General features: G+C 61.5%; 24 protein-coding genes. 10 read left to right on the top strand and 14 right to left on the bottom strand.

Annotation, left to right across the window (positions count from 1 at the left end):
- The first annotated feature begins 89 nt into the window (after positions 1 to 89).
- On the top strand, positions 90 to 1,811 hold the full coding sequence (locus tag GYH35_RS27010) for a redoxin domain-containing protein (RefSeq protein WP_161813324.1): 1,722 nt from the start codon (positions 90 to 92) through the stop codon (positions 1,809 to 1,811).
- Positions 1,812 to 2,247: 436 nt separating this feature from the next.
- On the top strand, positions 2,248 to 2,583 hold the full coding sequence (locus GYH35_RS27005) for a CC_3452 family protein (RefSeq protein WP_161813323.1): 336 nt from the start codon (positions 2,248 to 2,250) through the stop codon (positions 2,581 to 2,583).
- A gap of 70 nt (positions 2,584 to 2,653) precedes the next feature.
- Here the strand turns inward: GYH35_RS27005 and GYH35_RS27000 are convergent, their stop codons facing one another.
- The 6 genes from GYH35_RS27000 to GYH35_RS26975 all read right to left on the bottom strand — a co-directional run bounded on the left by GYH35_RS27000 (position 2,654) and on the right by GYH35_RS26975 (position 8,810).
- Positions 2,654 to 3,025: a DUF2845 domain-containing protein gene (locus tag GYH35_RS27000; protein WP_161813322.1), complete on the bottom strand. Its 372-nt coding sequence runs from the start codon at positions 3,023 to 3,025 to the stop codon at positions 2,654 to 2,656.
- Entirely contained in the window at positions 2,991 to 3,416 is a 426-nt protein-coding gene (locus GYH35_RS26995; RefSeq protein ID WP_161813321.1) for a hypothetical protein, read from the bottom strand. Before GYH35_RS26995 ends, GYH35_RS27000 begins: the two co-directional genes overlap by 35 nt.
- Before the next feature lie 186 nt (positions 3,417 to 3,602).
- Positions 3,603 to 5,600: an amidohydrolase family protein gene (locus tag GYH35_RS26990; protein ID WP_161830029.1), complete on the bottom strand. Its 1,998-nt coding sequence runs from the start codon at positions 5,598 to 5,600 to the stop codon at positions 3,603 to 3,605.
- Positions 5,601 to 5,707: 107 nt separating this feature from the next.
- The gene (locus GYH35_RS26985) at positions 5,708 to 7,783 is read right to left on the bottom strand and encodes a PQQ-dependent dehydrogenase, methanol/ethanol family (protein WP_161813319.1); all 2,076 of its coding nucleotides are present in this window, start codon (positions 7,781 to 7,783) and stop codon (positions 5,708 to 5,710) included.
- 127 nt (positions 7,784 to 7,910) lie between these two features.
- Positions 7,911 to 8,117 (bottom strand): hypothetical protein, encoded by a 207-nt coding sequence (locus GYH35_RS26980; RefSeq protein ID WP_161813318.1) that lies wholly within the window; start codon positions 8,115 to 8,117, stop codon positions 7,911 to 7,913.
- Positions 8,118 to 8,165: 48 nt separating this feature from the next.
- On the bottom strand, positions 8,166 to 8,810 hold the full coding sequence (locus tag GYH35_RS26975) for a hypothetical protein (protein WP_161830028.1): 645 nt from the start codon (positions 8,808 to 8,810) through the stop codon (positions 8,166 to 8,168).
- A 377-nt stretch (positions 8,811 to 9,187) separates the two neighbouring features.
- Here GYH35_RS26975 and GYH35_RS26970 point away from each other — a divergent pair, with 377 nt between their 5' ends.
- A complete protein-coding gene (locus GYH35_RS26970; RefSeq protein ID WP_161813316.1) occupies positions 9,188 to 10,003 on the top strand; it encodes a class I SAM-dependent methyltransferase in 816 nt (271 codons plus the stop codon).
- Here the strand turns inward: GYH35_RS26970 and GYH35_RS26965 are convergent.
- Positions 10,000 to 10,437, bottom strand: coding sequence for a hypothetical protein (locus GYH35_RS26965; RefSeq protein ID WP_161813315.1), 438 nt, complete (start codon positions 10,435 to 10,437; stop codon positions 10,000 to 10,002). The two genes, GYH35_RS26970 and GYH35_RS26965, sit on opposite strands and share 4 nt — an antisense overlap.
- A gap of 157 nt (positions 10,438 to 10,594) precedes the next feature.
- On the opposite strand from GYH35_RS26965, the gene GYH35_RS26960 reads away from it, so the two are divergent.
- From GYH35_RS26960 to GYH35_RS26945, 4 genes are all read left to right on the top strand, one after another.
- Positions 10,595 to 10,984, top strand: coding sequence for a hypothetical protein (locus GYH35_RS26960; RefSeq protein WP_161813314.1), 390 nt, complete (start codon positions 10,595 to 10,597; stop codon positions 10,982 to 10,984).
- Positions 10,985 to 11,164: 180 nt separating this feature from the next.
- Positions 11,165 to 12,130 carry a hypothetical protein gene (locus GYH35_RS26955; protein WP_161830027.1) on the top strand — a complete coding sequence of 322 codons (966 nt, stop codon included), beginning with the start codon at positions 11,165 to 11,167 and terminating at the stop codon, positions 12,128 to 12,130.
- Between the two features lie 108 nt (positions 12,131 to 12,238).
- Positions 12,239 to 14,662, top strand: coding sequence for an outer membrane protein assembly factor BamA (gene bamA / locus GYH35_RS26950; RefSeq protein WP_161830026.1), 2,424 nt, complete (start codon positions 12,239 to 12,241; stop codon positions 14,660 to 14,662).
- A 10-nt stretch (positions 14,663 to 14,672) separates the two neighbouring features.
- Positions 14,673 to 16,100, top strand: coding sequence for a DUF4397 domain-containing protein (locus GYH35_RS26945; protein WP_161830025.1), 1,428 nt, complete (start codon positions 14,673 to 14,675; stop codon positions 16,098 to 16,100).
- On the opposite strand, the gene GYH35_RS26940 is transcribed toward GYH35_RS26945, so the two are convergent.
- Positions 16,097 to 16,957 (bottom strand): hypothetical protein, encoded by an 861-nt coding sequence (locus GYH35_RS26940; protein ID WP_161830024.1) that lies wholly within the window; start codon positions 16,955 to 16,957, stop codon positions 16,097 to 16,099. The two genes, GYH35_RS26945 and GYH35_RS26940, sit on opposite strands and share 4 nt — an antisense overlap.
- An 87-nt stretch (positions 16,958 to 17,044) precedes the next feature.
- On the opposite strand from GYH35_RS26940, the gene GYH35_RS26935 reads away from it, so the two are divergent.
- Complete coding sequence (locus GYH35_RS26935; RefSeq protein WP_161813309.1) at positions 17,045 to 17,401, top strand: phage holin family protein; 357 nt, start codon at positions 17,045 to 17,047, stop codon at positions 17,399 to 17,401.
- A gap of 91 nt (positions 17,402 to 17,492) precedes the next feature.
- Here the strand turns inward: GYH35_RS26935 and GYH35_RS26930 are convergent, their stop codons facing one another.
- The gene (locus GYH35_RS26930) at positions 17,493 to 18,221 is read right to left on the bottom strand and encodes a class I SAM-dependent methyltransferase (protein ID WP_161813308.1); all 729 of its coding nucleotides are present in this window, start codon (positions 18,219 to 18,221) and stop codon (positions 17,493 to 17,495) included.
- Between the two features lie 291 nt (positions 18,222 to 18,512).
- Between GYH35_RS26930 and GYH35_RS26925 the strand changes: the two genes are divergently transcribed.
- Together GYH35_RS26925 and GYH35_RS26920 are read left to right on the top strand one after the other, a co-directional pair.
- Positions 18,513 to 18,917 (top strand): nuclear transport factor 2 family protein, encoded by a 405-nt coding sequence (locus GYH35_RS26925; protein ID WP_161813307.1) that lies wholly within the window; start codon positions 18,513 to 18,515, stop codon positions 18,915 to 18,917.
- A gap of 117 nt (positions 18,918 to 19,034) precedes the next feature.
- Positions 19,035 to 19,424 carry a VOC family protein gene (locus GYH35_RS26920; protein WP_161830023.1) on the top strand — a complete coding sequence of 130 codons (390 nt, stop codon included), beginning with the start codon at positions 19,035 to 19,037 and terminating at the stop codon, positions 19,422 to 19,424.
- On the opposite strand, the gene GYH35_RS26915 is transcribed toward GYH35_RS26920, so the two are convergent.
- From GYH35_RS26915 to GYH35_RS26895, 5 genes are all read right to left on the bottom strand, one after another.
- Positions 19,421 to 20,413: a DUF1254 domain-containing protein gene (locus tag GYH35_RS26915; protein ID WP_161830022.1), complete on the bottom strand. Its 993-nt coding sequence runs from the start codon at positions 20,411 to 20,413 to the stop codon at positions 19,421 to 19,423. The genes GYH35_RS26920 and GYH35_RS26915 overlap by 4 nt on opposite strands.
- Positions 20,414 to 20,528: 115 nt before the next feature.
- Complete coding sequence (locus tag GYH35_RS26910; RefSeq protein WP_161813304.1) at positions 20,529 to 21,062, bottom strand: outer membrane beta-barrel protein; 534 nt, start codon at positions 21,060 to 21,062, stop codon at positions 20,529 to 20,531.
- A 140-nt stretch (positions 21,063 to 21,202) separates the two neighbouring features.
- Entirely contained in the window at positions 21,203 to 21,751 is a 549-nt protein-coding gene (locus GYH35_RS26905) for a cysteine hydrolase family protein (RefSeq protein WP_235936866.1), read from the bottom strand.
- Between the two features lie 29 nt (positions 21,752 to 21,780).
- On the bottom strand, positions 21,781 to 22,053 hold the full coding sequence (locus GYH35_RS26900) for a DUF167 domain-containing protein (RefSeq protein WP_161813303.1): 273 nt from the start codon (positions 22,051 to 22,053) through the stop codon (positions 21,781 to 21,783).
- A gap of 6 nt (positions 22,054 to 22,059) precedes the next feature.
- Positions 22,060 to 23,196, bottom strand: coding sequence for a hypothetical protein (locus GYH35_RS26895; RefSeq protein WP_161830021.1), 1,137 nt, complete (start codon positions 23,194 to 23,196; stop codon positions 22,060 to 22,062).
- Positions 23,197 to 23,201 lie beyond the last annotated feature (5 nt).

Below are 23,201 nucleotides of genomic sequence, written 5' to 3'. Positions count from 1 at the left end.
CCCGCTCGCGCGTGGACAGAGCGCACGCTCCAACGCACACTAACTGCGCCCAATTCACTTTGTCGGCCAATCGGTTAAACGGAATTCACATGCGCAACCTTCATCGTGCCGGGATCCTGCTGTCGTCATTCCTGCTGAGTCCGCATGTGCTGGCCGCGGCCGGCGTCGCGGACAATTTTCGCCTGACGGATCATCAGGGCGTCTCCCACGAGCTCTACTATCTTTCCGACATGAAAGCCGTGGTGCTGCTCGCGCAGGGCAACGGCTGTGACGCGTCCCGCCAGGCAGTCACGACCGTGCAGGCCCTGCAAGGCAAATATGAATCGCAGGGCGTGACGTTCCTGGCGATCAATTCGAACCTGAGCGATTCGCTGCAAGCGGTCGGCAAAGAAGCCACTCAGGCCGGTATCAAGCTGCCCATCATGCTCGACGGCACGCAGCTGGTCGGCGAATCGCTGAACCTGGTCAGCAACGGCGAAGTGCTGGTCCTGAATCCGAAAGGCTGGAAGATCGCCTACCGTGGCGATGCCAGTGGCGTCGCCGGCGCGATCGATGCGGTGATGGCCGGCAAGCCTGCACCCGCCGCCACTGCCGCCAAGGGCTGCGCGATCAAGATGCCCGAGCGCGACAAGCGCAGCGCGCACGCCAACATTTCCTATGAAAAGGAAGTCGCGCCGATCCTCATGGACAAGTGCGTCGTGTGCCATCGCCAGGGCGGCATCGGCCCCTGGCAGATGACCAACTACGACATGATCCGCGGCTTCTCGCCGATGATTCGCGAAGTCGTGCGCACGCAGCGCATGCCGCCCTGGCATGCCGATCCGCACTACGGGGTGTTCAGCAACGATCGCGGCCTGAGCCCGGCGCAAGCGAAGACGCTGGTCCACTGGATCGAAGCGGGCTCGCCGCGCGGCGCAGGCGCCGATCCGCTGTTGTCGCAAAAGAAGGATTGGCCGAAGTGGGAACTGGGCGAGCCGGACCTGGTGATCGAGCTGCCGCCGTTCACGACACCAGCAACGGGCACGATCCCGTATCAGAACATCAAGCTCGACAACCCGCTCGATCATGACGTTTGGGTGCGGGCCGTCGACTTCCTGCCGGGTCAGCGCGCGGTGCTCCATCACATCATCGCGTCGGCGGGCGGCGAGACTCGCGGCAATATCAGCTTGAACAACTACGTGCCCGGCGCGCAGCCGCTGCAGGTGCCGAAGGACAACGGCATTCTGCTGCCAGCGAAGTCGAAGCTGCATTTCCAGGTGCACTACACGCCGAACGGCCAGGTGCTCACGGACGTGACCCGCATGGGCCTGTACTTCATGAAAGAGCCGCCGAAGTACAACTTCCGCAGCATGATCTTCGTCAACGCCAAGCTGAAGATTCCGCCGAACACCAAGTATCACGTCGAGAAGGCCGAGCGTAAGTTCGATCAGGACGCGGTCATCTTCAGCCTGCATCCGCACGCTCACTTCCGAGGCAAGTCCTCGAGCTTCGTCGCGCACTATCCGGATGGGCGTGAAGAAACGCTGATCAACATTCCGACGTATGACTTCAATTGGCAGTCGACCTACGACCTCGCTAAGCCGCTGACCGTCCCGGCCGGCACCCGCGTCGTCTACACGCAGGTGTTCGACAACTCGGTGCAGAACAAGGCGAACCCGGACCCGAACCGCGAAGTCACCTGGGGCGAGCAGACCTGGGAAGAGATGGTGTTCGGCGTGATCCGCTATCGCAACGTCAAAGAAGACCAGAAGCAGCCGAAGAGCTCGGAGCCGAACCAGGCCGAGCTGTTCAGCGATATGCCCAACACCTGATCCGCACCGAGGCGAGCCGGAGGCAATCTCCGGCTCGCCTCCTCGCCGATATATATCGTTACACTGGCCAACGTTTCTTTGCACTGGTAACGATCGCGTCGGTTCTCTGACGCACGCTCCGCGCTGTCGCCGATCGCCGAATTTTGCGCACGGCTTGTAACTCCAGCTTGCAGAGCTAATCTTTCTTTCATCATTCTTCACAAACGCCGCGAATCCGTGCATCATGTGCCTGCGGTTCGATAAAAACAGCTCATAAAAGGCCGCTTCCCTACAGCAAAGAAACATTTAGCGCGCGCGTGTGCATCACAAAACGCGCAGCTCATTCCTGAGCGCGAGGCATTTCACTCGTGCTGAAAAATGCATTGGCTCGTCTTCCTGCGCTGCATACAGTGCGCCCGGTTCAAACGTACCTGTTATGTACCGAGGAGATTTGACGATGCGTATGTTGGCGATGGCGAGTGCGATTGCGGTCTGCACTCTGGCGACGAGCAACCTGGTTTCGGCGGCGGCCCCTTCGTACCTCGCCCAGGCGACGCTCGCGACGCCGGTGTCGGCTGCGACCGAAACCGAAATCTCCGGCGTGACGTGGCGCTGTGAAGCCGACAAGTGCGAGGGCAAGGGCGACCGTCGCGGCAGCCTGGACTCGTACATGAAGGAATGCCGCAAAGTGGCGGAAACGTTGGGCAAGCTCACGTCTTACGCGAGCCGCGGCCGCGACATGAGCGCGCGCGACGTGCAGAACTGCAACAAGCTGGCCGGCAAGACCGAGTGATCGTTCGATCGATGTGAGTTTCGCGCGGCCGGGCAATGCAGCCCGGCCGCACTTCAGCAGAAAACAACGATCAGCTGTCAGCGCGCGTCAGGCTGACGATCTTGCCATCCACGATGACGACGAGCATCGGCAAGGATCGCGACGAATTCCGATAGATCCACCGCTCCGTCACCGTCTGCCTTTCCGTCTTCACACGCGTGCCGTTGACGGTGGTCATGTAAACGTCGTCCTTGGTGACGTTCCGGCTTTGCGGCTCGCCGCATTTGCTGAGCAACTCGCCCACCGTCACGGACTCGCTGACGACCCATTTGCCACAGCGCATGGAATCGGCGCTGGCGGCCACGGGCGCCGCCAGCGCCGTTACACAGACCAGACCAGTTACACGGTTACGGATATCCTGCTCCGAATCAGTCGTCGCTCGCGTAACGATCTCGATCGTCACGTGAGCGCATCTCACGCTCCACGTCCAGGTACGCCTCGGTGACCGGTCGAAACTCCTGTTCCGCTTCCCGGCTCTGCGAGCGCTCCACCTCGTCTCTCATCGCATGATAGCGCTTCGACACGTCGCTGAAAGCCTCCCGCACATCTTCTTTCGAAGAACTGCGATCCTCGACGGTGCGACGAAATTCACGCGCCTCTTCTGCCAGCTCGCTGGCATCGCGCTGGAATCCCGAACGCGCATCGTCATCCCGCGCCTCGTCGTGGAGAGCATACGCATTGCGCTCCAATCGACTTGCCGAGCTGCTCAAGCTGCCGCCGGTCGTGGCGCAGCCGCCGAGCGCCATCAGTCCGATCGTCGCGGCCATCAACAAATTGTTCCTCAACGTCGACATTGCCAACTCCCGCCCCTCGCTTAGAGGCCACATACAAAATGACCGATCGGACTCCTGTCACGACGGTCATGCTGCGAGGAAAAAGCGTGGTTTTTCCTCTCCGCTCGCCGCCTCTGGCGGCGGGGCACATCCATGTACCCTGTGAGTTAGCAAAGAAACGGACTTGACGCCGGGCCGGTTCCGCCTTCAGCGCGGCAGCACGCCGATGCTGCGATAGAGCGCGTCGACTTCGTAAACTTTGCCGTCTTTCACGACCAGGTCGGTATTTCTGATATCGCTGATCCGTCGCGCCGGGTCGCCATCGACCAGGATCATGTCCGCAAATTTGCCAGGGGCGATCGTGCCCAGGTCGGCATCGCGCTCGAGTACTTTCGCGGCATTCAATGTCGCGATACGCAATGTTTCGGGCGCCGATATACCCGCCTGCACATACAACTCCAATTCACGATGCAAGGTAAAACCCGCCAGGTCGTCGGTGCCGGCCACCAGCGTGATGCCCGAGTCGTAGAGCAGCTTGATCATTCGTAGCAACGCATCGGCCGAGTCTTGATACTGCTGCTCGCTGCCTTTCGGAATCGGCAAGCCGCCCGAGAGCAGCGAGCGACGGATTTGCGGCGGCAACCGGCCCGCGATCGGCGCATAACCCGGGCCGACGGTGCCGGGCTGCCGGGTCATCATCGTGTTGAACACGGTGACGGTAGGATCGAGCACGACATGCTTGTCCTTCATCAACTGCACGAAGGAGCGTACTTCGGCCGAGTTGAGATCCAACTTCGACGCACGCTGCGCCACCGTGGTGAAGCGTGCGGGCGTGCGCGTGTCCTGCACTTCATCGAAGAAGAAATTCAGGAAAACGAAATTGATGTGCTGGATCTCCTCCGCGCCCGCTTCGATGAACTGGCGCGCGGTCATGTACGCAGGCACGTGACCGCCGACGTGCAATCCTTTCTCGTGCGCAAGCCTGGCGATGACGGGCACCAGCTCCGGCTTGACGGAGCTGTAGATCTTCACGCCCTGATAGCCTTGCTTCGCGTAGTTGTCGACGGCCTCGCGCGCCTTCGCTTCGTTGTCGACGAGCACCTTCGTCGGGCCGGCAAACGGTCCGGGGCCTTCCATGATGCCGGACATGAAGATGCGCGGACCCACTTCCTCGCCCGCATCGAAGCGACGTTTGAACCCGAGCAGCGCATCAGGATCGTTGGCCATGTCACGAACCATCGTCACACCGGCCGCGAGGTGCTGCACACCCTCGTGCTCACTGAGATGCACGTGCATGTCCGCCAGGCCCGGCAATAGCGCCCGCCCGCGAGCGTCGATCCGCTCGGCGCCAGCGGGAATGGCGACCTTGCCATCGAGGCCGACCGCCTTGATGCGGTTGCCTTCGATCAGCACAGTTGAGCCCGGAATAGATTTACCGGTCTGCGAGTCGAACAGATTGGCATTGACGATCGCGAGCGGCCCCTTCGGCGTCCGCGTCAACGCACGCGCGCTCTCCTGTGTGCGCGCGCTGGAGCGCTTGTCCTGCAATTCCATGAGTTCCGGGACGCTCGATTCCCAGCCCTCGAGGATGAAGGACGACCAACTGCTCACAGCTGCGAAGAACGCGCCGTTCTGATCCAGCCAGATGGTTTCCGGCGCGAAGCCGAGACCGGAGATTTCGTAACTCGTCACCCGACGCGTGCCAGAGGCAGACTTCAGCGTCACCTCATCGCCACGTTGGAGCGTCGCCTGCCCTTCCGGCAGCAGCGCCAACTTTTGCCCGTCCGCTTTCAACAAGGCGTTGGCGAGCAGCGCGCCTTCTTCGGGGACGCTGTGCAGGCTGACATAGAACGCCGGCGCGGTGAGCTTCTTCTCGCCGCTCTCCGCATCGTTCTTCCATCGCGCCACGCCCTGTTCGAGCGTGAACGTCTCCTTCACCGGCACCTTGAGATAGTCGTTGCCGCTAGCCTGCACAGCTACAGGCAACCCGGCTTCGTTGACCTTGATCCGAGCGCTGATCTTTGGCCCACGGCCACGGTCGGTGAATTCGTACGAGACCTCGCGGGTACCGTCGGCAGCGACGTTGGTTACCTGCATGCCGGCCTTGTTGCCGCCGAGGATGATGGTGTGCCGGGTTTCGGCTCCGAGCGCGGGCAAGCAGATGAAGGTGGCAAGGAAAGCAGCCAACGCCATTGAGCGGGTCATGTCGAGGTTCCGTGACGGTTGGAATGGGACGCAGTGTGCCAAGGCGGGTCCTTGCCGCCAAGGCACTTACGGCGTTTACACGGAATGCGGCGGAAAGTTACACCGGCTCAAAGCGCGACCGCCAGCGACACCAGGTAAGCCCGGATCTCCTCCGCTTGCGCCGGCGTCAGCGTCGAGCCGAAGCCCACCATGCCCTTACTCGCACGCTCGCCATCGATCACGATCGACTTGAACGCGTCGCGAGAGACGATGGCATTGGAGTAACGCAGGTCCGGAATCGCCGTCTCGCTTCTGGCATTCATCCCATGGCAGACGGAGCACACGTTATCGTACGTGCGCTGCCCCGACGCGATATTGCCCTCTGCGTTCGCTCGACGCACATCCGGTGGCTTGCGCGTGGTGTTGGAGATCAGCGCCGGCAGCTCCGCCTTGCCACCAATCTTGAACGTCACGACACGTCCATACTTACTGCGGGGCTGCGACGCGCCGAGCACGCCAGCCACCGCCACACCGCCGATGCCCGCCAGCGCAGTCACATATTGTTCGCCATCCAATTCGAACGTCACCGGTCCGCCGAGGATCGCGTTCTGCACATCCTGCGACCACAAACGCGCGCCCGTATCCGCAGCGTACGCGTTGAACATGCCGTCGACCGAACCCTGAAACACCAGCTTGCCACCGGTCGTGAGCAAGCCACCGTTGCCGGCGCGCTGATAATTCACACGCCATACTTCACGCTGAGCCACGGGGTCCCACGCGAGCAGCATCGCTCCGCCCTTGCCTTTAGCCGCATCGGCAACCGTCTTCGCATTCGCGGGATCGCGCGAGATCTGAATGCCCGTATTCCAAGTGCGATCGCGGAACTGAAAACCGTCGTCGTGTTTGTAATAGCTCGACGCTTCCAAGGCCGGGATATACGCCAGCTGCGTCTGCGGACTGAACGACATCGGATACCAGTTGTGCGCACCGAGCGGCCCGGGCGACACCATCGCCGGCTCTCGCAGATAACGCGCCTCGGGCACCATGCCGGGCCGGCCGGTCTTCGGATCGAGGCCGGTCGTCCACGTCACGTGCACGTAGTTCTTGGCGTGGATGAACTCACCCGTGGCGCGGTCGATCACGTAAAAGAACCCGTTCTTGGGCGCCTGCATCAGCACCTTGCGGGCTTTGCCATCGATCGTGAGGTCGGCAAGGATGATGTGCTGAGTCGCGGTGAAATCCCACGACTCCGCCGGCGTCGTCTGGAAATGCCACACGTACTCGCCGCTCGACGGGCGCAGCGCCACGATCGACGACAGATAAAGATTGTCGCCTTCGCCCTTGGAGCGGATCTGATGATTCCAGGGGCTGCCGTTGCCGACACCGATATAAAGAAGATCGAGCTGCGGATCGTACGCCATCGAATCCCACACGGTGCCGCCGCCACCGTACTTCCACCATTCGCCGTGCCAGGTCTTCGCAGCGCGCTCGAGCGCGGGGCTCTCGAATCCGTCTTTGGGATTGCCGGGCACGGTATAGAAACGCCATGCCATCTTGCCGTCGTTCGCATCGTAGGCTGAGACGTAGCCACGCACGCCCATCTCGCCGCCGCCATTGCCGATGATGACTTTGCCCGCGATCACGCGGGGCGCGCCGGTGATGGTGTAACGCTTGGCCGGATCGGTCGTCTGCACGGACCAGGCGAGTTTGCCGGTGGCGCGATCGAGCGCGATCAAACGTCCGTCGAGCGTGCCGACGAACAGACGATTGCCCCAGGCAGCGACACCGCGGTTGACGACATCGCAGCAGGCATCGATGGCCTTGGCGCCGTCGACTTTGGGATCGAAGCGCCACAGCTCGCGACCGGTGCGCGCATCGAGCGCAAATACTTTGCTCCACGACGATGTGACATACATGACGCCGTCGATCACCAGCGGCGTCGCTTCCTGGCCGCGCGTCGTGTCGAACTCGTAGAACCAGGCGAGCTTCAGCTCGTTGACGTTGCCCTGATGAATTTTCGCCAGCGGACTGAAGCGCTGTTCGTCGTAAGTGCGGCCATGCGTGAGCCAGTCAGCGTTGTTGCCAGGAGCGGCGAGCAGGCGGGCGGTATCGACGTCGGCGGCGCCGGCCAAAGTCGAATGAGCAAGGACCGCGAGAATCGCGCCCTGCAAGACAAGCTGTACCGCGCAACGGAATGGCCGCATCGAATCCCCCAATTGAGTCCGCGCCTTGCTGACGGCGCGGTTGGGGGAATCTTATACGTGCGACCCCGGCGGATGCTCCTCAGAAACGACGAGGAGACTTATAAGAAACGTCAGCGTCGGGCGCCGCTCAGCGCAGCGACTGGCGTGCGATGTTGAGCGCCGCCTCGAGGATGTCCTCCATGCGGTCGGACTTGTTATAGGACGGCAGGTACACCCACATCTTCACCACGTCGAGCGACGGCTCGGCGGGCGTGTCCTTCTGCGACTGCGCGCCGACTTCGACCGACAGCGCCCCACTGCGCAGGAAACTGATCGACATCACTTCCAGCTTCATTGCCAACTCCATGCCACGTTATCGTTGATTCTATCGGCGTTGAGCGCTTTAGAACTGGGCCTCGAAGCTGAAGCCCATGAAGTTCACGCCGCCGCCGGTCTCACTGAACAGCCCGAACACGCTGGAGCGGTGCCACACCAGGAACCCCACCGATGCCTCTTCGATGGCCCCGCCGTCGAACAAGCCATGCAGCGGCTCGAACTGGCGCAGCGGCAGGTCGATGGTCCACTCCAGATAATTCATCAACTTTTCCGACTCGGCGCCATCCTTCTTGGCGAAGTCCCGGACCTCGCTCATCGGAATGCGCGACACATAGCTGAGTCCCTCGCCCAGCCCGAGGCGGACTTGCTTGTCGGTCCACGGCAGCTCCCAACGATAGTGCGCCTTGATGAACGCCGTGAGTCCGTAGCCATTCTCCTGATAGCCCTGCTCGTCGAACCACTGCACGCCGACGTTCGCAGTCATCTCCAGCGGCAACGTAAACAGCGTGTCGCTGTACTGGTAGCCGTAGGTCGCGCCGATCAGGTAGTTCGACTCCGGCGACTCCTGGTAATCGCCGATCACCACCGTCGCCAGATCGGTCTCCGACGACTTGTTCCAGTGCACGCGCAGACTCTTCTCGCCCTCGGCATGAGCCATCGGGCTCAGCAAGGCGGCGGTCATTGCAATGGCGGCGAGTGAGCTGCGATACACGTCGGGGTTCCCTCGATTGGCGCTAGGCAAATGGCGAAAGACGAAGCCGGATTGCGCCGGCCGAATCTTAACTATTGACACTCCGAGGCGCTGTACGATGAAACCTTAAGCGCCAGTAGTTTGGCGCGGACACGCGACCGCGAATGTGACGTGGTCGCCATTCAGGCCGTCAGGCTTACAAAACTGCACGCTGCAGGCCCGAATTCACCAGGAATTCAGCTGGCCGGCGCACGCTCCTCGGTCCCTGAAGATTCGCTTTTCGAGCCGGTCCGGATAATCAGGCGTTCGACTATTAGCGCACCGACGGATGTGTAACGGTGGCCGCGCCGGCGAGCTGAGTCTTTGCGAGCCGCGCCGGTTGCCCCAAGATGGCTGGCATGAGCAAGCATCGTAATCCGCAAGCCGAGCAGATGGCCGACGAATCGATGGTCCGCAACCTGCGCGCTCAGGCCGAAGCCATCTGGCCGCAAGAACAATCCTTACTGGCACGCTACGGCCAACCGTCACACATTGCTGACATTGGCTGCGGCAGCGGCGAGATCACCAGCCGTCTGGCGGCCCGATATCCGCAGGCTCAGATCGTCGGCGTGGACATTCTGGAGAGCTCGGCAGCTTACGCACGCCGGGTGCACGCAGCGCTCGCGCCCCGGGTGCGCTTCGAACAGGGCGATGCGTTCGAGTTGAAGTTCGACAGCGGGCAGTTCGATCTGGTCGTGTGCCGGCACATGACTCAAGCGGTGCCCGAGCCGGACAAAGTCATCGCCGAATTGAATCGCATTTGCAGACCGGGCGGCTGGGTGCACGTACTCAGCGAGGACTACGGCATGCTCCATATGCCGGCCGGCGCGGTCGATCCCGATCGGCTGTGGCATGAAGGCGTCGTCGAATACACGCGCCGGACTCACACCGACGCGCGCATCGGCCGCCGCACTTGGGCGATCATGAACGACCTGGGATTGCGGGAATTGCACGTCGACTATGTGGTCGTCGATACGTTGCGCGTGCCCCGTGAGACATTCGCTACCATCATCCAGGCGTGGCGCGACGGATACACCGAAGTCCTCGCTGAACACAGCAAGCTGACGCTCGACGAGGTGCGTGCGTTATTCGATCAAGCGGTGGGCGCGATTCTGGATCCGCGTCAGTACGCGGTCTGGCACATCCCCGTCATCAGCGGCCGCAAACCGGGCTAACGCTTCCAGCCGTAGTCCAGCTCGAATCTCAGGCCGAGCACGTAGGAATCGTCGAGCGTGACATCGGCGCCTTGGACCCGGTCTGCTTCATCCCGATAAGTCAGCTGCCAGGCGTAGCGATGGCGGAAGCCCGGCAGCTCGACACTGCTTTGCCCGTCGCGCGCATCGTAAGTGGCAGCATATTCAGCCACGGTCGGAGTCGTATCGACCGCGTCGCCTTCGACGATGGAAACTTTGTAGGAGGGATAGAGGCTGCGCAGAGCCTTGATGACAAACGAAGTGGCGGCGTCGACCGCCGCTGTCACATCGACGCGGCCGGTGGGTTGTTCGTGCGACGTCCGTTCGCAGTCTTCACACGCCCGGGCGAGCGGACTGGCCATGAGTGCGACAAGAAAAAAGGCCGCCACTTGCGCGGCGGCCGAAAAGCGGTCCATCTCTCACCACTCCCACTCGAATGGCTCTATCTAACGACGCGTGGCCGGAGCCGCTCAAGCGCTGGACCCGTGCATACGGCATCAGGCTTTCCCTGAAGCGGATGACAGTCGTTGCGGAGAATCGCGACCCGCATTGTGTTGACAACGGAAGCCGGCGATGGACAATCGCGTCGAGGCTGCTGTGGTTATTTTTTTGTTTTCCAGGGCTGAACTTCTTTCAACGGAAGGTCGTATTCAGCGGAAGCGGCCGGTAGAAGGTAGCAGGATGGCACAGCACACTCAGGGACCCTGGATCGTCAGTCTCGATCCACGTTATCCCAGCGAGCCGTGTATCGACGCGGTCATCGACGGCGTCGTCTGGCATATCGCCCTGTGCCACAACGCCGCGGGTCCCGACGATGGCAGCGCCGAAGCCAATGCCCGCCTGATCGCCGCCGCCCCCGAACTGCTTGCGACCGTGAAGGACGCGCTGCCGCTGTTACGCGCCGACCGATCGCGATATGAGGCCGCGCTCGCCGTGCTCGCGAAGATCGACGAAAATCACTAAGACTGCCCGCTGAGCAGAACCTGACCGTCGAAGCTGAAGAACGGTCAACGCCGGCTGTGTCGCGCACGGCTTCTGTAATACTCCCCGCTCACGGCGATCGTTTCGATCATCAAGGAAAGGCGGGACGCGATGAAACCGGGCAACGCTGCGAATTCGATTCACCTGTGTGCGGCAATTTGCATGACACTGGGCTCCGCCGCGGCCCTGGCGGACAATTACAAAGCGCCGCGCACGATGCATGGCCACCCCGACCTGCAAGGCATCTGGACCAACGCCACGCTCACGCCGGTCGAACGCCCCAAGACGCTGGGAAACAAACTGGTGCTGAGCGAGCCCGAGGCGCTGCAGATGGAAAAGCGCATGCAGGACTTCGCCGCCGAGTCCGACCGCCCGAGCGACCTGAACAAGGAGCTGCCCAAAGGCAGCGTCGGCGGCTACAACGTGTTCTGGTTCGATCCCGCCAACAAGGTCGCGAATGTCAAAGGCGAACGGCGCAGCTCGTTGATCGTTTATCCCGAGGACGGCCAGGTGCCGGCGCTATCGGAACCCGGCCAGCAGCGACTCGCTGCTCGCACGGCGCGTGCCGCCCAAGGCGCATTCGACGGCCCGGAGCAACGCGCAGTCGGCGAACGCTGCCTGTTGGGTTTCGGGAGCAACTCGGGACCGCCGATGCTGCCGGTGATGTACAACAGCAACTACCAGATCGTGCAATCCGCCGACGCCGTGCTGATTCACGTCGAGATGGTCCACGATGCGCGCATCATTCGGCTCGGCGGCACCCATCCGCCGGATCACGTCCGAAAATGGATGGGCGACTCCATTGGCCGCTGGGAAGGCGACACGCTGGTCGTGGAGACGACCAACTTCAATCCGGCGCAGCCGATTCAGATCGGCCAGGGCGCGAGCTATCGCCTTATTCCCGTGTCACCGAAGCTCAAAGTGACCGAGCGCTTCACGCGCACCGAAGCGCAGACCATCCATTACGAATTCACGGTCGAGGATCCGGACACATTCAGCACGCCGTGGCGTGGCGAAATTCCGTTCCACTACACCGATCAGCCGATCTACGAGTACGCCTGTCACGAAGGCAACTATGCGCTGCCCGGCATCCTTGCGGGCGCTCGTGAAGAAGAAAAACGCAAGTAGCCAATTGTAATCATTCATCGGCGCTTCAGAGTTAGAAACAACACCGATAGGCAAGCGTCGCTCCGCTGATCCCGCGACCCTTTGTGGCGGTCGCGCATCCAGCAGCGAATGTCGCGATCGCTCGCTGCCTATCTGTTCGCCTGCGCCTTACTGGTAAACCCATTCGGCGCAGGAACGTTACGCGCGCAAGACATAAGTAGCGCAGCGCCCAGCGCTCAATTCGTCGTCGGCGAGATTCGCATCGAGGGCTTGCAGCGAATCAGCGAAGGCACGGTCTTCAACTACCTGCCGATCAACATCGGCGACGCCCTCGACAGCCGGCGACTGGCCGAAGGCATTCGGGCGCTCTACGGCACGGGATTTTTCAAGGACGTGGAGCTGCGGCGCGACGGCGGCGTGTTGATCGTCGCGGTGCTCGAACGCCCCACCATCGAGAGCTTCGAGGTCAAAGGCAACAAGGACATCAAGACCGAAGACCTGGAACGCTCCCTGCGCAATGTCGGCCTGTCCTCGGGCAAGACCTTCGATCAGTCGGTGCTCGACGAAGTGCGCCAGTACCTCACCGAGCAATACTTCTCACGCGGCAAATATGCGGTGAAAGTCGATGCGCGCGCCGACGAAGTCCCCGGCAACAAGGTCAAGGTTGCAATCAATATCACCGAAGGCAAGCGCGCCCGCATCCAGCAGATCAACATCACCGGCAATCACGCCTTCACCGACGAGGAACTGCTCAAGCCGTTCGAGCTGAACACGCCGAACTGGCTGTCCTGGTACAAGCAGGACGATCGGTACGCGAAGGAGGCGCTGTCCGGCGACATCGAGAAGCTGCGCTCCTACTACATGGATCGCGGCTACGCCGACTTCGCGGTGAGCTCATCGCAAGTAGCGATCGGCCCGGAGAAGGACGAAATCTACATTACGCTCAACGTGCACGAAGGCGAGGTCTATCGAATCTCGCAGGTGCGACTCAGCGGCGAAATGGTCGTGCCCGAATCGGAGCTGCGTCGGCTGGTCATGATCCAGGCGGGCGATCTGTATTCATTGCGGCGCGTGACGCAGTCCACCGAAGCCATGACCTTGCGACTCGGGCTCGACGGTTACGCCTTTGCCAAGGTGGACGCCGTTCCTCAGATCGACCCGAACACCAAACAACTGTCGCTTGCGTTGGTCGTCGATCCTGGCCATCGCGTATATGTGCGGCGAATCAACTTCAACGGCGCCACGAGCGTGAACGATGTGGTGTTCCGTCGCGAGATGCGCCAGCTCGAAGGCTCTTATCTGTCGAACGCCGCGGTCGAGCGCTCCAAACAACGCATTCAACGCCTGCCCTTCATTCAGAAAGTCGACGTCGAGACCACGCCGGTGCCCGGCACGCCGGATCTCGTCGACGTGGATTTCAAGATCGAGGAAGGATTGCCGGGCCAGTTCGGCGGCGGCATCGGCTACTCGGAATCGCAGTCGTTCATCCTCAACGGCAACATCGTTCATTCCAACTTTCTCGGCACCGGCGAACGCGTCGCGCTCGAGCTGAACTCCGGCAGCTACACCAAGTCCTACGACCTCTCGCACACCAATCCGTTCGTGACGCTCGACGGCATCGGCCGCACGACGAACCTCGCCTATCGCAAAGTCACGCAGCTCACCTCGGACTCCTCGGACTTTTCTACCGAGACCTGGCTGACGGGCATGGACTTCAGCTTCCCGCTCAGCGAATACCAGTCGCTGCGTTTGGGCAGCAGCTGGCAGTCCGTCGAGCTCGCGACGACGATCTACAGCTCGCAGCAGTTCCAGGACTGGGTGCAGGCCAACGGCTCGCCGTACGAGAAGGAGTCGGGCGCCTACGAAATCCTCGGCACCGAATACCAAGTGTTCGAGCTCAATCTGGGCTGGGGTTACGACAGCCGCGATCGACTGCTCTTCCCGACCCGCGGCGCGATTCATCAGCTCTCCCTGAGCGCGACCCCGCCGGGCAGCGACATCGAGTACTACCTCGCGAGCTACAACTTCAAACAGTTTGTCCAGCTCCCCTATCTGAGCTGGATGCCGCTGAGCTTCGGCTCGCGCATCAGCTATGGCGCGGCGTTCGGCGACACGACGGCCTTGCCGCCGCAAAGAAACTTCTTCGTCGGCGGCCCCGGCACGGTGCGCGGCTTCGAGGAATCGCATCTCGGCCCGCGCGACTCGCTGGGCAATCCTTACGGCGGCGACTTCGCGATCACCGGCCAGATCGAAGCCATCCTGCCCATGCCCGAGAAATTCAAGAACAGCGCGCGCATCAGTTTGTTCTATGACTTCGGCCAGGTCGCCTATCTCGGCGACACCCAGTTCACCGATAAAGGCGGCTTCCCCCTCGAGTACGACTTCGACTGGAACCACTTCCGCACCTCGGTCGGCGTCGGCGTGGAATGGCTCGCACCGCTCGGCCTGTTCCGCTTCAGTTATGCAGTGCCCCTCACGTTCCGCAGGGGCACGGAGTTGACGTATGGCGATGAGCTCAAAGGCTTCCAGTTCTCGATCGGCAATGCATTCTAAGGAGCACGCCATGCGCACATGGATCAGGGCTGCCGGCGGTGTCGCCTCGCTGGGCCTGCTCACGGCCTGCAGCAACGGCTCGCTCAACGAAGCCGAGACAACATTTCATCTGCGCAGCCTGAACCTGGTCGAGAACTCTCCCACGCTGCAAATCGATATCGACGACACGACGCTGTCGAGCGCCGGCTATGGCGGCGCCACCAGCTTCTCCGCCGGTCATCCTGGCGAGCACACGCTCAGCTTCAGCGCGATCTTGCCCGCAGACCTCGACGACGATGACGACGACGACGAGACCGAGACACCGGTCAGCGGCGCGTCCGCCTATACCTTCCTCGCGGGGACCGAGTACACCGTCGTGGCCTATGGCCGCATGGAAGATATCCGCACCTACATGATCGAAGGGCTGGATCAGCGCGAGGACGTCGATGACGACAAACTCGTCCTGCAGTTCACGCATGCGTCGCCGGACACGCCGGCAGTGGATGTCTATGTGACGGCGGTGAAGGCTGGCATCACGTCGAGATACTACGTCGATACCTTGGCCATCACCGAGACCACATCGCCGTTGGAGCTGTCCCTGGTACGCGACGACGACGATCTGGATGACGACTCGACGCTGACCGCCGATGTGGTGGTCGAGCTGCTAGCCGCCGGCACCAGCGATGTTTTGTATCGCTCCGAGTCGATGACATTCTCCGAACAGAATCGGGTGATGATGGCAATCGCCGATACCAACGGACCGACAGCGACGGCCACCAAGCTGCTCATCGTCGGCAGCGGCGACGCCCGCGACTATCGGGACGGCGCGGGGCTCAAGTTCGTTCACATCTCGCACGACACACCGGCGCTGGATGTAACCGTCGGCTCGGGGCTCGCCGATCCGCTAGCGCAGAACGTCGGCTTTCGACAGTCGACGGACTATCTGCCGATCGACCAAGGCGAGAACGGCCTGATCGCCGTCCCTGCAGGCGTCGGCTCACCGTATGTGTTCTTCGAGGAGTTCGACGCGGCCGCAGGCGGGCGTTACACCGCGTACGCGATGGGGCCAGCATCCGTTGTCGACGCAGTCGTGCTTTCCGCCGACGCCCGCAGCGTTCCGACGCAGGCAAGCTTTCGATTCCTGCACGGCGCAGGCAGCCTGGAGGATGACGAGCTGCTGGATTTGTATCTGCGTTTGCCCGGCGAGACCGTGGACTTCGAGGACGACGACACCGTGCCGAGCGTTTCATCGCTGGCGTATCAGAACCCTTCCAGCCAGTTCACGCTCAAGGCCGGCGACTACGACGTTTTCTTTTACTTTGCCGGCACGTCGACGCTGGCGATGGGACCGACGCGCTTTCACGTCGACAATGGCGACGTGAAGACGCTCGTTCTGCTCGACAATGAGAGCGGCGGACTGGAGCTGCTGCCCGTCAGCGACGCAACCGCCGCGAATTAGTTGACGAACTCGCTCTTGGCCACGCTGTACTTGAGCCCGCCGAACGTTCCCTCCGTCGTCAACGCCTTGATCTCTCGTCGCAACACTTTCACGCGCTCGGGATAGAGAGCGGAGCCCAGATCGAGCAACGCATCCAACGGCTTCGGATTGGCCAGTGCCGAAACGATGGCCGCGCTTTTGGCGCGGCCTTGGTGTCGAATATCGGCGATCACGAGACAGATCGCAGCCGGCGCGCCGTCGAGGCTGTAACGCTGCGCGTACTGAGCCATATTCCTGCGGAAGTGCGCGATGCCGACCTCGATCTGCATCTGACGATTCAGCGCGTCGTTCTGCGCCCAGTGGACGAACTTCGCAGCCTGAATCACTTCAGTATCTTCGATCTCCATGACGGTCGGATTCAGGTAATCGCACAGCCCGGCCGTCGAGACATCCGACTCGAGCTGCACCGGGCCGCTATCGAGGAGGCGACAGATTCGATCGCCGACGATGGCCAGGTCCGGGAAATATTCCGCAGCCGACGGCAGCTTCAGCAACGCCCGCATATAAACCACGAAGTCGCCATTGGGAACATGCGCAGCGAACTGCAGGAAGGAGAACGTGAAGAACGCGCGGTCGTAGGTGTTCAGCGTGTGAAACAACGCGCCTTCCGCCATAGCGGTCGGGTGAATGAAATCAGCCCAGAAGCCGTATTGGTCGCGGAACTGCCTGCGATCATATTTTTGCAGAGCCGTCCCGCTGCTGTTGGCCAGCCCTTTGCCACCCAGGTACGGCACCCGGCTGCCGATGTAAAAGCGCTTGCCGTCAATTCGGCCGAAGTACTTATTGCCTTCTTCCAAGGAGAAGCTGACAACTTTCATCTTTACCGTCCCTGTGCCGCTGTCGTTGTAGCCGCGATAATATTTGTTTGTTCGCCGTGCGCCCAGCCCATCGAATGGAGCCTGAATATGAGACTGATCCTCTCCTGGCTGATTCTTTCCCTGGCCGTCTGGGTCACCGCCGCCGTCCTGCCCGGCTTCCACATCAAGAACGCCAAGAGCGCGTTCCTGGTCGCTGCGATCTTCGGTGTGCTCAACTTCCTCCTGGGCTGGCTGCTATTCGCGATCTTCACCGTCGCCACGCTGGGCATCGCCTGGCTGCTCGCGTTCATCACGCGGTGGATCATCAATGCGATCCTGCTCGTGATCGTGGACAAGCTGACCGATCACCTGAAAATCGATGGGTTCAGGTGGGCGCTGGGCGGGGCGCTGGTGATGTCGTTGGTGGGAACGTTGGGCGAGTGGATCGTGCGGCGGGTGATTTAGAGCGTCACACACCTCTTTCAAAGATGGTTATGGACGACCAGGCACCACTGCGTGTCCACGTGTATCGGCGCGTGCAGCCGGACATGACAGATCACGATTGAGTATCGCCAAGCCGCAGGGACGACAGTCCCGCCAAGCGCTCCCGCACGTGCGTGTCGTTACACAACACTATGCACCCTCGCTTTGCGCCGCTCTCCTCGGCTGCGCGCAGCGATGGATAGAAGCGATGCATGTCGGTGCGGTTCAGGCGATCCAGATACTCGGCGTTGAGCGCCGCGCCCGGTCCGTAATCGTCATATGCATAGGAATCGCCCGGCACCGCGAAATCGTCGACCATGATCACGGCCTGTTGCCAGTTCGCGAAGATGGTCGTGATCTCCTGCGCCAGCGGCAGATCGGCGTTCCAGTGGGCGTCGAGATAGAAGAACACATTGTGCTTCGGCACCGTCGGATCCGCAGCGAGGCGACTCAGGAAGGAGCGGCTGTCGCCCAATGTGAGATGCACACGGCTCGATTCGCCAAACCGGCAGGCGGCGAAGTAATGAAAGCGCGGCTCGGCTTCGACCGAATAAACCGGCACTGTGAACTGCGCGAAGAACTCGGTGGTGGTGCCGCGAAAGGTACCGGTCTCCACGATCGCAGTGGGTGAGAGCGCGCTCATGATATCGCGGCAGATGCGCAGGCGTCCGGCCTGCCCGTTCATCGGGCCGCCCCAACTCGCGCGCCGACTCGGCTTGAGCCTGTATTCGAGTCGACCGAATTTTTCCGGGCCGACGGCGCGCAAAACAACGGATTCGACCCACTTCGACAGTGCACTCATTGAGTCATAGCCCCGCAGTTGAGCCAATTTCTGGGTTTGAACGCTTGGAGAGCGGCTCGAACTACAACGCACTCGCCGCGGGCGAGAGCTTAATGGCACTACCCCTCCACTTGGCAAGCGTGCAAGGCGCAATCGCAGCAACAGCACGGTCGCAGCACCGCTCGCGTCATGTGATAGCGATATTCGCCAATTGGCGCAACCGGCTGCCGGGCGTATAGAAGTCGCAGAACTATCCGGCGGCCCACCGCCCTGTCGGCGATGCCCAGCCGCTGCGAACACGGGGAGCCTCACATGAAACGCACTTCTCTTGGCCTCGTAACGATCCTGGCTCTGTTTTCTGCGAATGCCGTCGCTGACGACAAGGCGGATCTAATCTCGCTCGACAAGCAGTGGGGCGAAGCGACCGGCAAGGGAGACAAGACCGCCGCAGCGAAATTTGTCGCCGACGGCGTGGTCTCGGTCGACGACCAGGGCATCAAGAACAAACAACAGATGATGGCCGACATGCCGGTGTCGCCCGCGGGCCAGAAATATGAAGGCACCGACTACAAGGTGACGTTCATCAATCCGGATACCGCCATCATGACGCACTCCACCAAAGGCGCCGACGCTCACCACAGCCTGCACGTGTGGTCGCGCAAGGGCGGCACGTGGCAAATCATCGCGACATCATTGACCCCTGCTGCGCGGGAGTAACAGCAAAAAGTGGGACAGATTTATTTCTTGCCAGGCATGGAATAGATCTGTCCCCTTTGTCAAAACCGCGAGAACTGTGGCAAGGTCCCCGGCTATCAACCGCCCTTGGAGATCGCCATGCCGACCGCAAGCGAATTTCACGGTGTTCGATACCAGGTCGCCGACGTCGCCCGATCGGTCAAATTCTACGTCGAGCTGCTGGGCTTCGAGCTGGAGCGGCAGCAGCTGCCAGCGTTTGCCAATGTTTCGCTCGGCAGCCTGCATCTTTTGTTGAGCGGGCCCGGCGCGTCCGGCTCGCGCCCGATGCCGGATGGGAAGCTCCAGGAACCGGGCGGATGGAACCGGATAGTGCTGCGCGTGACCGACCTGACCGATGCCATTGCGAAACTAAAGCAGAGTAACGCGCGCTTCCGCAACGAGATGGAAGAAGGACCGGGTGGCCGGCAGATCCAGCTGCTCGATCCGGACGGCAATCCGATCGAGCTCTTCGAACCCGGGCGGCATTAGGGCGCCACCCGCTGCGGTTTCGGGAATTTCCACGTGCCGTCCAGAATCTCCCTGCGCGGGCGATACATGCGGGCGAGGTAGTTCCAGCCTGGCGTGATGGGCAGGCAGTTCGTGGCCTCGGTATTGCAGCCGCCGAACTGGATGGTGATCGAACCATCGGCGCCGCGCTTCGAAGTCACGTTGTTGAGCGAATAGGCGCCGAGATCGTTCTTCTCGAAAAATCCGTCCTTGTTGTACACGCTGACCGACCAGAACCCGTCCACCGGCACGTCCTTCACCACCACGCGATAGACGGTGCCGCCATCGTTCTGCTCGACGTATTCACCTTCATAGTAAGCATCGGAACGAGGATTGCCGCCCCAGCCGGCGGCTGTGCCCAGCAGGTGCTGCACGACATCCACTTGATCCTTGCGCCCAAACATACGGGCTGAATCGAGGCCCCCATTCGCCTCAGCCACCGCCAGCAGCGACTCCCGCATTTTCTTCAATGACGCGGGATCCCAGTTGGGACTACCCCACGAACCCGCCCCGGCCTGTTCTACTTTCAAAGCGTCCTGCAATGAATGTACTGTTTTGAGATCCGCGGCACTGCTGGGATCGGCAAAAGTGCGCACGACAAACGCCACGTAGCGCGTGCCGATCCGCTCCTTGCTGAACGTGTGGCGCCCCGCGTCGTAGACGACAACCGGCGTGTAGTGATCCTCATCGATCACCTGCATGGCCATGAAGCGTTCGCCGGCGTTCGGTAACGTCACCGTCGCGGGCCCGGCATCCAGGTCGACCACCGCATTTGAATACAGTGTGTCCCGATTCATCCGAATGACGGCCTGGTGATCTATCGACGCGGGCTCGCGCGCGTGTTGGAACATTCCAACGCCGCCTCCCTCTTTGACGAATCGGTCGAAGTATGTGTCCGTTTCGGCACGCTTGAAGTTGTCGACAGTTACACGCTGCGCTGTGCCCGTAGTAGCCGACTCTGATGCGCACATAACCCACTCCACGATGGCTCACGCGCGAGAATGCCGCCATCGCTGCAACCCAACACATACGGATCACGGGCACAGAGGCGCGCCGGGGCCGGCGTGCGGCTCGGGGCATGAATGCCTACAGGAAGGTGTACGTCAGCCCGATCGAAATCATATTGAGATCGTCGACGTCGCTCAGATCGAACCCTTCGTACTCGGCACGGACGCTGAGACTCAAGAAGCGGAACTGCGCACCGACGCCGTAGGCGAAGTCGGTGCCGTCGCTCTCGAGCCCGCCGCTGAAGTTCGAGTCCCAGTTGATGCCGCCGAGCTTGCCGAAAATATCCACGGGGCCGAGGGCGAAGAAACCGACGGCGAAAGCGGAGATGCCATCGGCCTCCGCTTCGAAACGCTCACCGAGCACGGTGGCGTCCGGATTGCCGAAGTCGACGTACGACGCTTCGACTGCGAACCAGTCGAGCGGCCGGAATCCTGCGATCACTTTGAACGCCGTGTCATCCCCGTCGAAATCCGCGGCACTCAATCCGCCGAGATTGTCGACCTTGAGATTGGCCTGGCCGACCGAACCGCCCAAGTAGATGCCGTTGTCCGCAGCAAACACCGAGCCGCTGACAGCGAGCAGAACGATCGCGGCCACAATCGATTTAGTCATGGCGAGTCTCCGGGCGAGTTTGGCGGGCGGATAGAGTACATGGTTCGCGCCTGCAGGTCCGGCGGCAAGTCATGCTCGGGACTACGGGAGTTTGCGTGCGGCCTAACCCGTATTTACAACTCGCCCGTTTTATAAATGTTTCACACCACCTGCACGCGCCCACCGAACCCGGTACGAAACAGAGCTTCATGGGCGGCCTGATCCGGGTCATAGCAGCAATCGCGGACCAGGCGCACGTCATAGTCCGCATCGCTCGCCCAGGTGATGCTTGAAAGAACGACGCCAGTCGTGCTGATCCCGGCCATGACGAGAGTGGTGATGCCGCGGGAGCGAAGGTCGGCATCCAGCGTGTTTCCGTAGAACACGCTGGCGCGCGGACATTCATAGAAAACATCGTTCGGCTCGATCGCGAGTCCCTTCACAGGCCGCGAATTGCGGAAATAACCGCTCGGCACGATCGATGAGATCAGGCGATTGTTCTGCGAAGCGTGTTGGTAATTTCCGCCGAGAAAGAAATTAGGAAACAACACCGGCCGGCCAGTGACGCGCCAGCGCCGGATCAGGTCATTGCACTTATCCAGCAGTGGCGACGGCTGCTCCCCGAACAGGATGGCAAAAACGTCGGCCTGATAATGCATGATGATGAGCGCCGACTCATCGATGTAGCTTCCCTCGAACTCTAGCGACATGAATTCTCCTCTGTCCGCGGCCATGATCATCAAGGAAGCGATAAGGCGCCGGCAAGTTCCTCTGAGGTGACGCCATCCACCTCGACCGTCTTACGACGACTGGTAAGCCCGGCAGTAATGCGGACGCGAGACTTCGCGACGCTCATCTGCTCCGCGACGAACTCGACCAGCGCCGTGTTAGCCGCGCCATCCACCGGCGGTGCTGCCAATCTGATTTTCACGCACCCATCGTGCATCCCTGCGACGACGGTCTTACTCGCCCGCGGCTGAACATATACGTTGATGCGCGCTGAATTGGCCATCGAGGCTCATCGCTCCAGCTGCTGAGCCAACTGGCCGGCGATGCGACGCGCAACGTCATCTTCGTATCGCTCATCGAAGTCAGCCAGCAACAGGCGAGCGACGCGACGGTCGCCGGCATCGCGGGCGAGCTCGATCAGTTTGATGGTGTCTTCGCCTTTCAGCGGCTTGAACTTCACATCTGCCTTCAATTGCGCTCTCGCGACATTCAACGCATCGCCGGTCCGACGGGCCGCCAACAAATGGGGAATCAGCTCCTGCGCCAGCCGATGAGCCAGTCGCTGGTCGGGCCACTGCGATGCGCGTTGAAACAAAACCTGCAGCTCTTCGCTGGGGCGCGGGCTGCTGCTCAAGTGCCTTTCGATGGTACGCCATGCATTGCCGTACGCGCCGCCGCGCCACTCCGCGAAGATACGATCGATGAGTTGATCGATCTCGCGCTGACGCTCGCGCTCTTCTTTCGCCGCCGCCCGCTCCGGTGTATGCGACGGCTCGAAGCCCAGCTCGGCGCGGCGGACATACAAAACACCGCCGATCATCGCAAACGAGGCCAGCCACGCGTACATCAGAATCATGACGCGCACCATGTCGGGCATCGGAATGGAGATGGCGAACGGGAGCTCGGCCATCGGCAGCCACGTAACCAACGCGGCCGCCAGCCACCACGCACCGGCGAGCAACGCGAGAATCAACAGATAGCTGCCCGGAACGCGAACAACGATCTGCAGCAGCTTGAGCGGGTTCAGCGACTCGAAGAAGCCATCCATGACCTGGGTCATGACGATCGCCGGCACCAGCAACAGCCCGATCGCACGCAGCGAGGTCACGGCCTCGGCGCCAAGAGTCGGCTGCAACAGGCCGGTGAGCAAATAGAACAGGCCGACAACGGCCACCAATCCGAGTGGCCGCGACTCGTTGGCCGGATTGACCATCTCATAAGAAAGCACGGGCGGCTCGTTCACGCCGTCGGCGACCTTATCCAACAGAGCGAAGCCGTATTTGAAGAACCAGGAGACGACGATCAGGGCCAGCGGCAGGCCCATCAATCCGCCCCGGCCCGCCAGCAACAACAGGAAACTGAACAGGACGATCAGAACGATCGATGCGCCGCGCAGCGGAATCAGCAGGTATTTGAGCGTTTCCATCGCAT

The sequence above is a fragment of the Steroidobacter agaridevorans genome (genome assembly GCF_009932555.1).
Lineage (GTDB): Bacteria > Pseudomonadota > Gammaproteobacteria > Steroidobacterales > Steroidobacteraceae > Steroidobacter > Steroidobacter agaridevorans.
The sequence above is the reverse complement of the archived record's forward strand: the minus strand, read 5'-3'. Positions and strand labels throughout refer to the sequence as shown.

Bases quoted from the DNA above. Each gene is read 5' to 3' on its own strand.
- GYH35_RS27010 (WP_161813324.1), top strand. From the start codon at position 90: ATGCGCAACCTTCATCGTGCCGGGATCCTGCTGTCGTCATTCCTGCTG.
- GYH35_RS27005 (WP_161813323.1), top strand. From the start codon at position 2,248: ATGCGTATGTTGGCGATGGCGAGTGCGATTGCGGTCTGCACTCTGGCG.
- GYH35_RS26995 (WP_161813321.1), bottom strand. From the start codon at position 3,416: ATGTCGACGTTGAGGAACAATTTGTTGATGGCCGCGACGATCGGACTG.
- GYH35_RS26990 (WP_161830029.1), bottom strand. From the start codon at position 5,600: ATGACCCGCTCAATGGCGTTGGCTGCTTTCCTTGCCACCTTCATCTGC.
- GYH35_RS26985 (WP_161813319.1), bottom strand. From the start codon at position 7,783: ATGCGGCCATTCCGTTGCGCGGTACAGCTTGTCTTGCAGGGCGCGATT.
- GYH35_RS26980 (WP_161813318.1), bottom strand. From the start codon at position 8,117: ATGAAGCTGGAAGTGATGTCGATCAGTTTCCTGCGCAGTGGGGCGCTG.
- GYH35_RS26970 (WP_161813316.1), top strand. From the start codon at position 9,188: ATGAGCAAGCATCGTAATCCGCAAGCCGAGCAGATGGCCGACGAATCG.
- GYH35_RS26965 (WP_161813315.1), bottom strand. From the start codon at position 10,437: ATGGACCGCTTTTCGGCCGCCGCGCAAGTGGCGGCCTTTTTTCTTGTC.
- GYH35_RS26960 (WP_161813314.1), top strand. From the start codon at position 10,595: ATGGACAATCGCGTCGAGGCTGCTGTGGTTATTTTTTTGTTTTCCAGG.
- GYH35_RS26955 (WP_161830027.1), top strand. From the start codon at position 11,165: ATGACACTGGGCTCCGCCGCGGCCCTGGCGGACAATTACAAAGCGCCG.
- bamA (WP_161830026.1), top strand. From the start codon at position 12,239: ATGTCGCGATCGCTCGCTGCCTATCTGTTCGCCTGCGCCTTACTGGTA.
- GYH35_RS26945 (WP_161830025.1), top strand. From the start codon at position 14,673: ATGCGCACATGGATCAGGGCTGCCGGCGGTGTCGCCTCGCTGGGCCTG.
- GYH35_RS26940 (WP_161830024.1), bottom strand. From the start codon at position 16,957: ATGAAAGTTGTCAGCTTCTCCTTGGAAGAAGGCAATAAGTACTTCGGC.
- GYH35_RS26935 (WP_161813309.1), top strand. From the start codon at position 17,045: ATGAGACTGATCCTCTCCTGGCTGATTCTTTCCCTGGCCGTCTGGGTC.
- GYH35_RS26930 (WP_161813308.1), bottom strand. From the start codon at position 18,221: ATGAGTGCACTGTCGAAGTGGGTCGAATCCGTTGTTTTGCGCGCCGTC.
- GYH35_RS26925 (WP_161813307.1), top strand. From the start codon at position 18,513: ATGAAACGCACTTCTCTTGGCCTCGTAACGATCCTGGCTCTGTTTTCT.
- GYH35_RS26920 (WP_161830023.1), top strand. From the start codon at position 19,035: ATGCCGACCGCAAGCGAATTTCACGGTGTTCGATACCAGGTCGCCGAC.
- GYH35_RS26915 (WP_161830022.1), bottom strand. From the start codon at position 20,413: ATGTGCGCATCAGAGTCGGCTACTACGGGCACAGCGCAGCGTGTAACT.
- GYH35_RS26910 (WP_161813304.1), bottom strand. From the start codon at position 21,062: ATGACTAAATCGATTGTGGCCGCGATCGTTCTGCTCGCTGTCAGCGGC.
- GYH35_RS26905 (WP_235936866.1), bottom strand. From the start codon at position 21,751: ATGTCGCTAGAGTTCGAGGGAAGCTACATCGATGAGTCGGCGCTCATC.
- GYH35_RS26900 (WP_161813303.1), bottom strand. From the start codon at position 22,053: ATGGCCAATTCAGCGCGCATCAACGTATATGTTCAGCCGCGGGCGAGT.
- GYH35_RS26895 (WP_161830021.1), bottom strand. From the start codon at position 23,196: ATGGAAACGCTCAAATACCTGCTGATTCCGCTGCGCGGCGCATCGATC.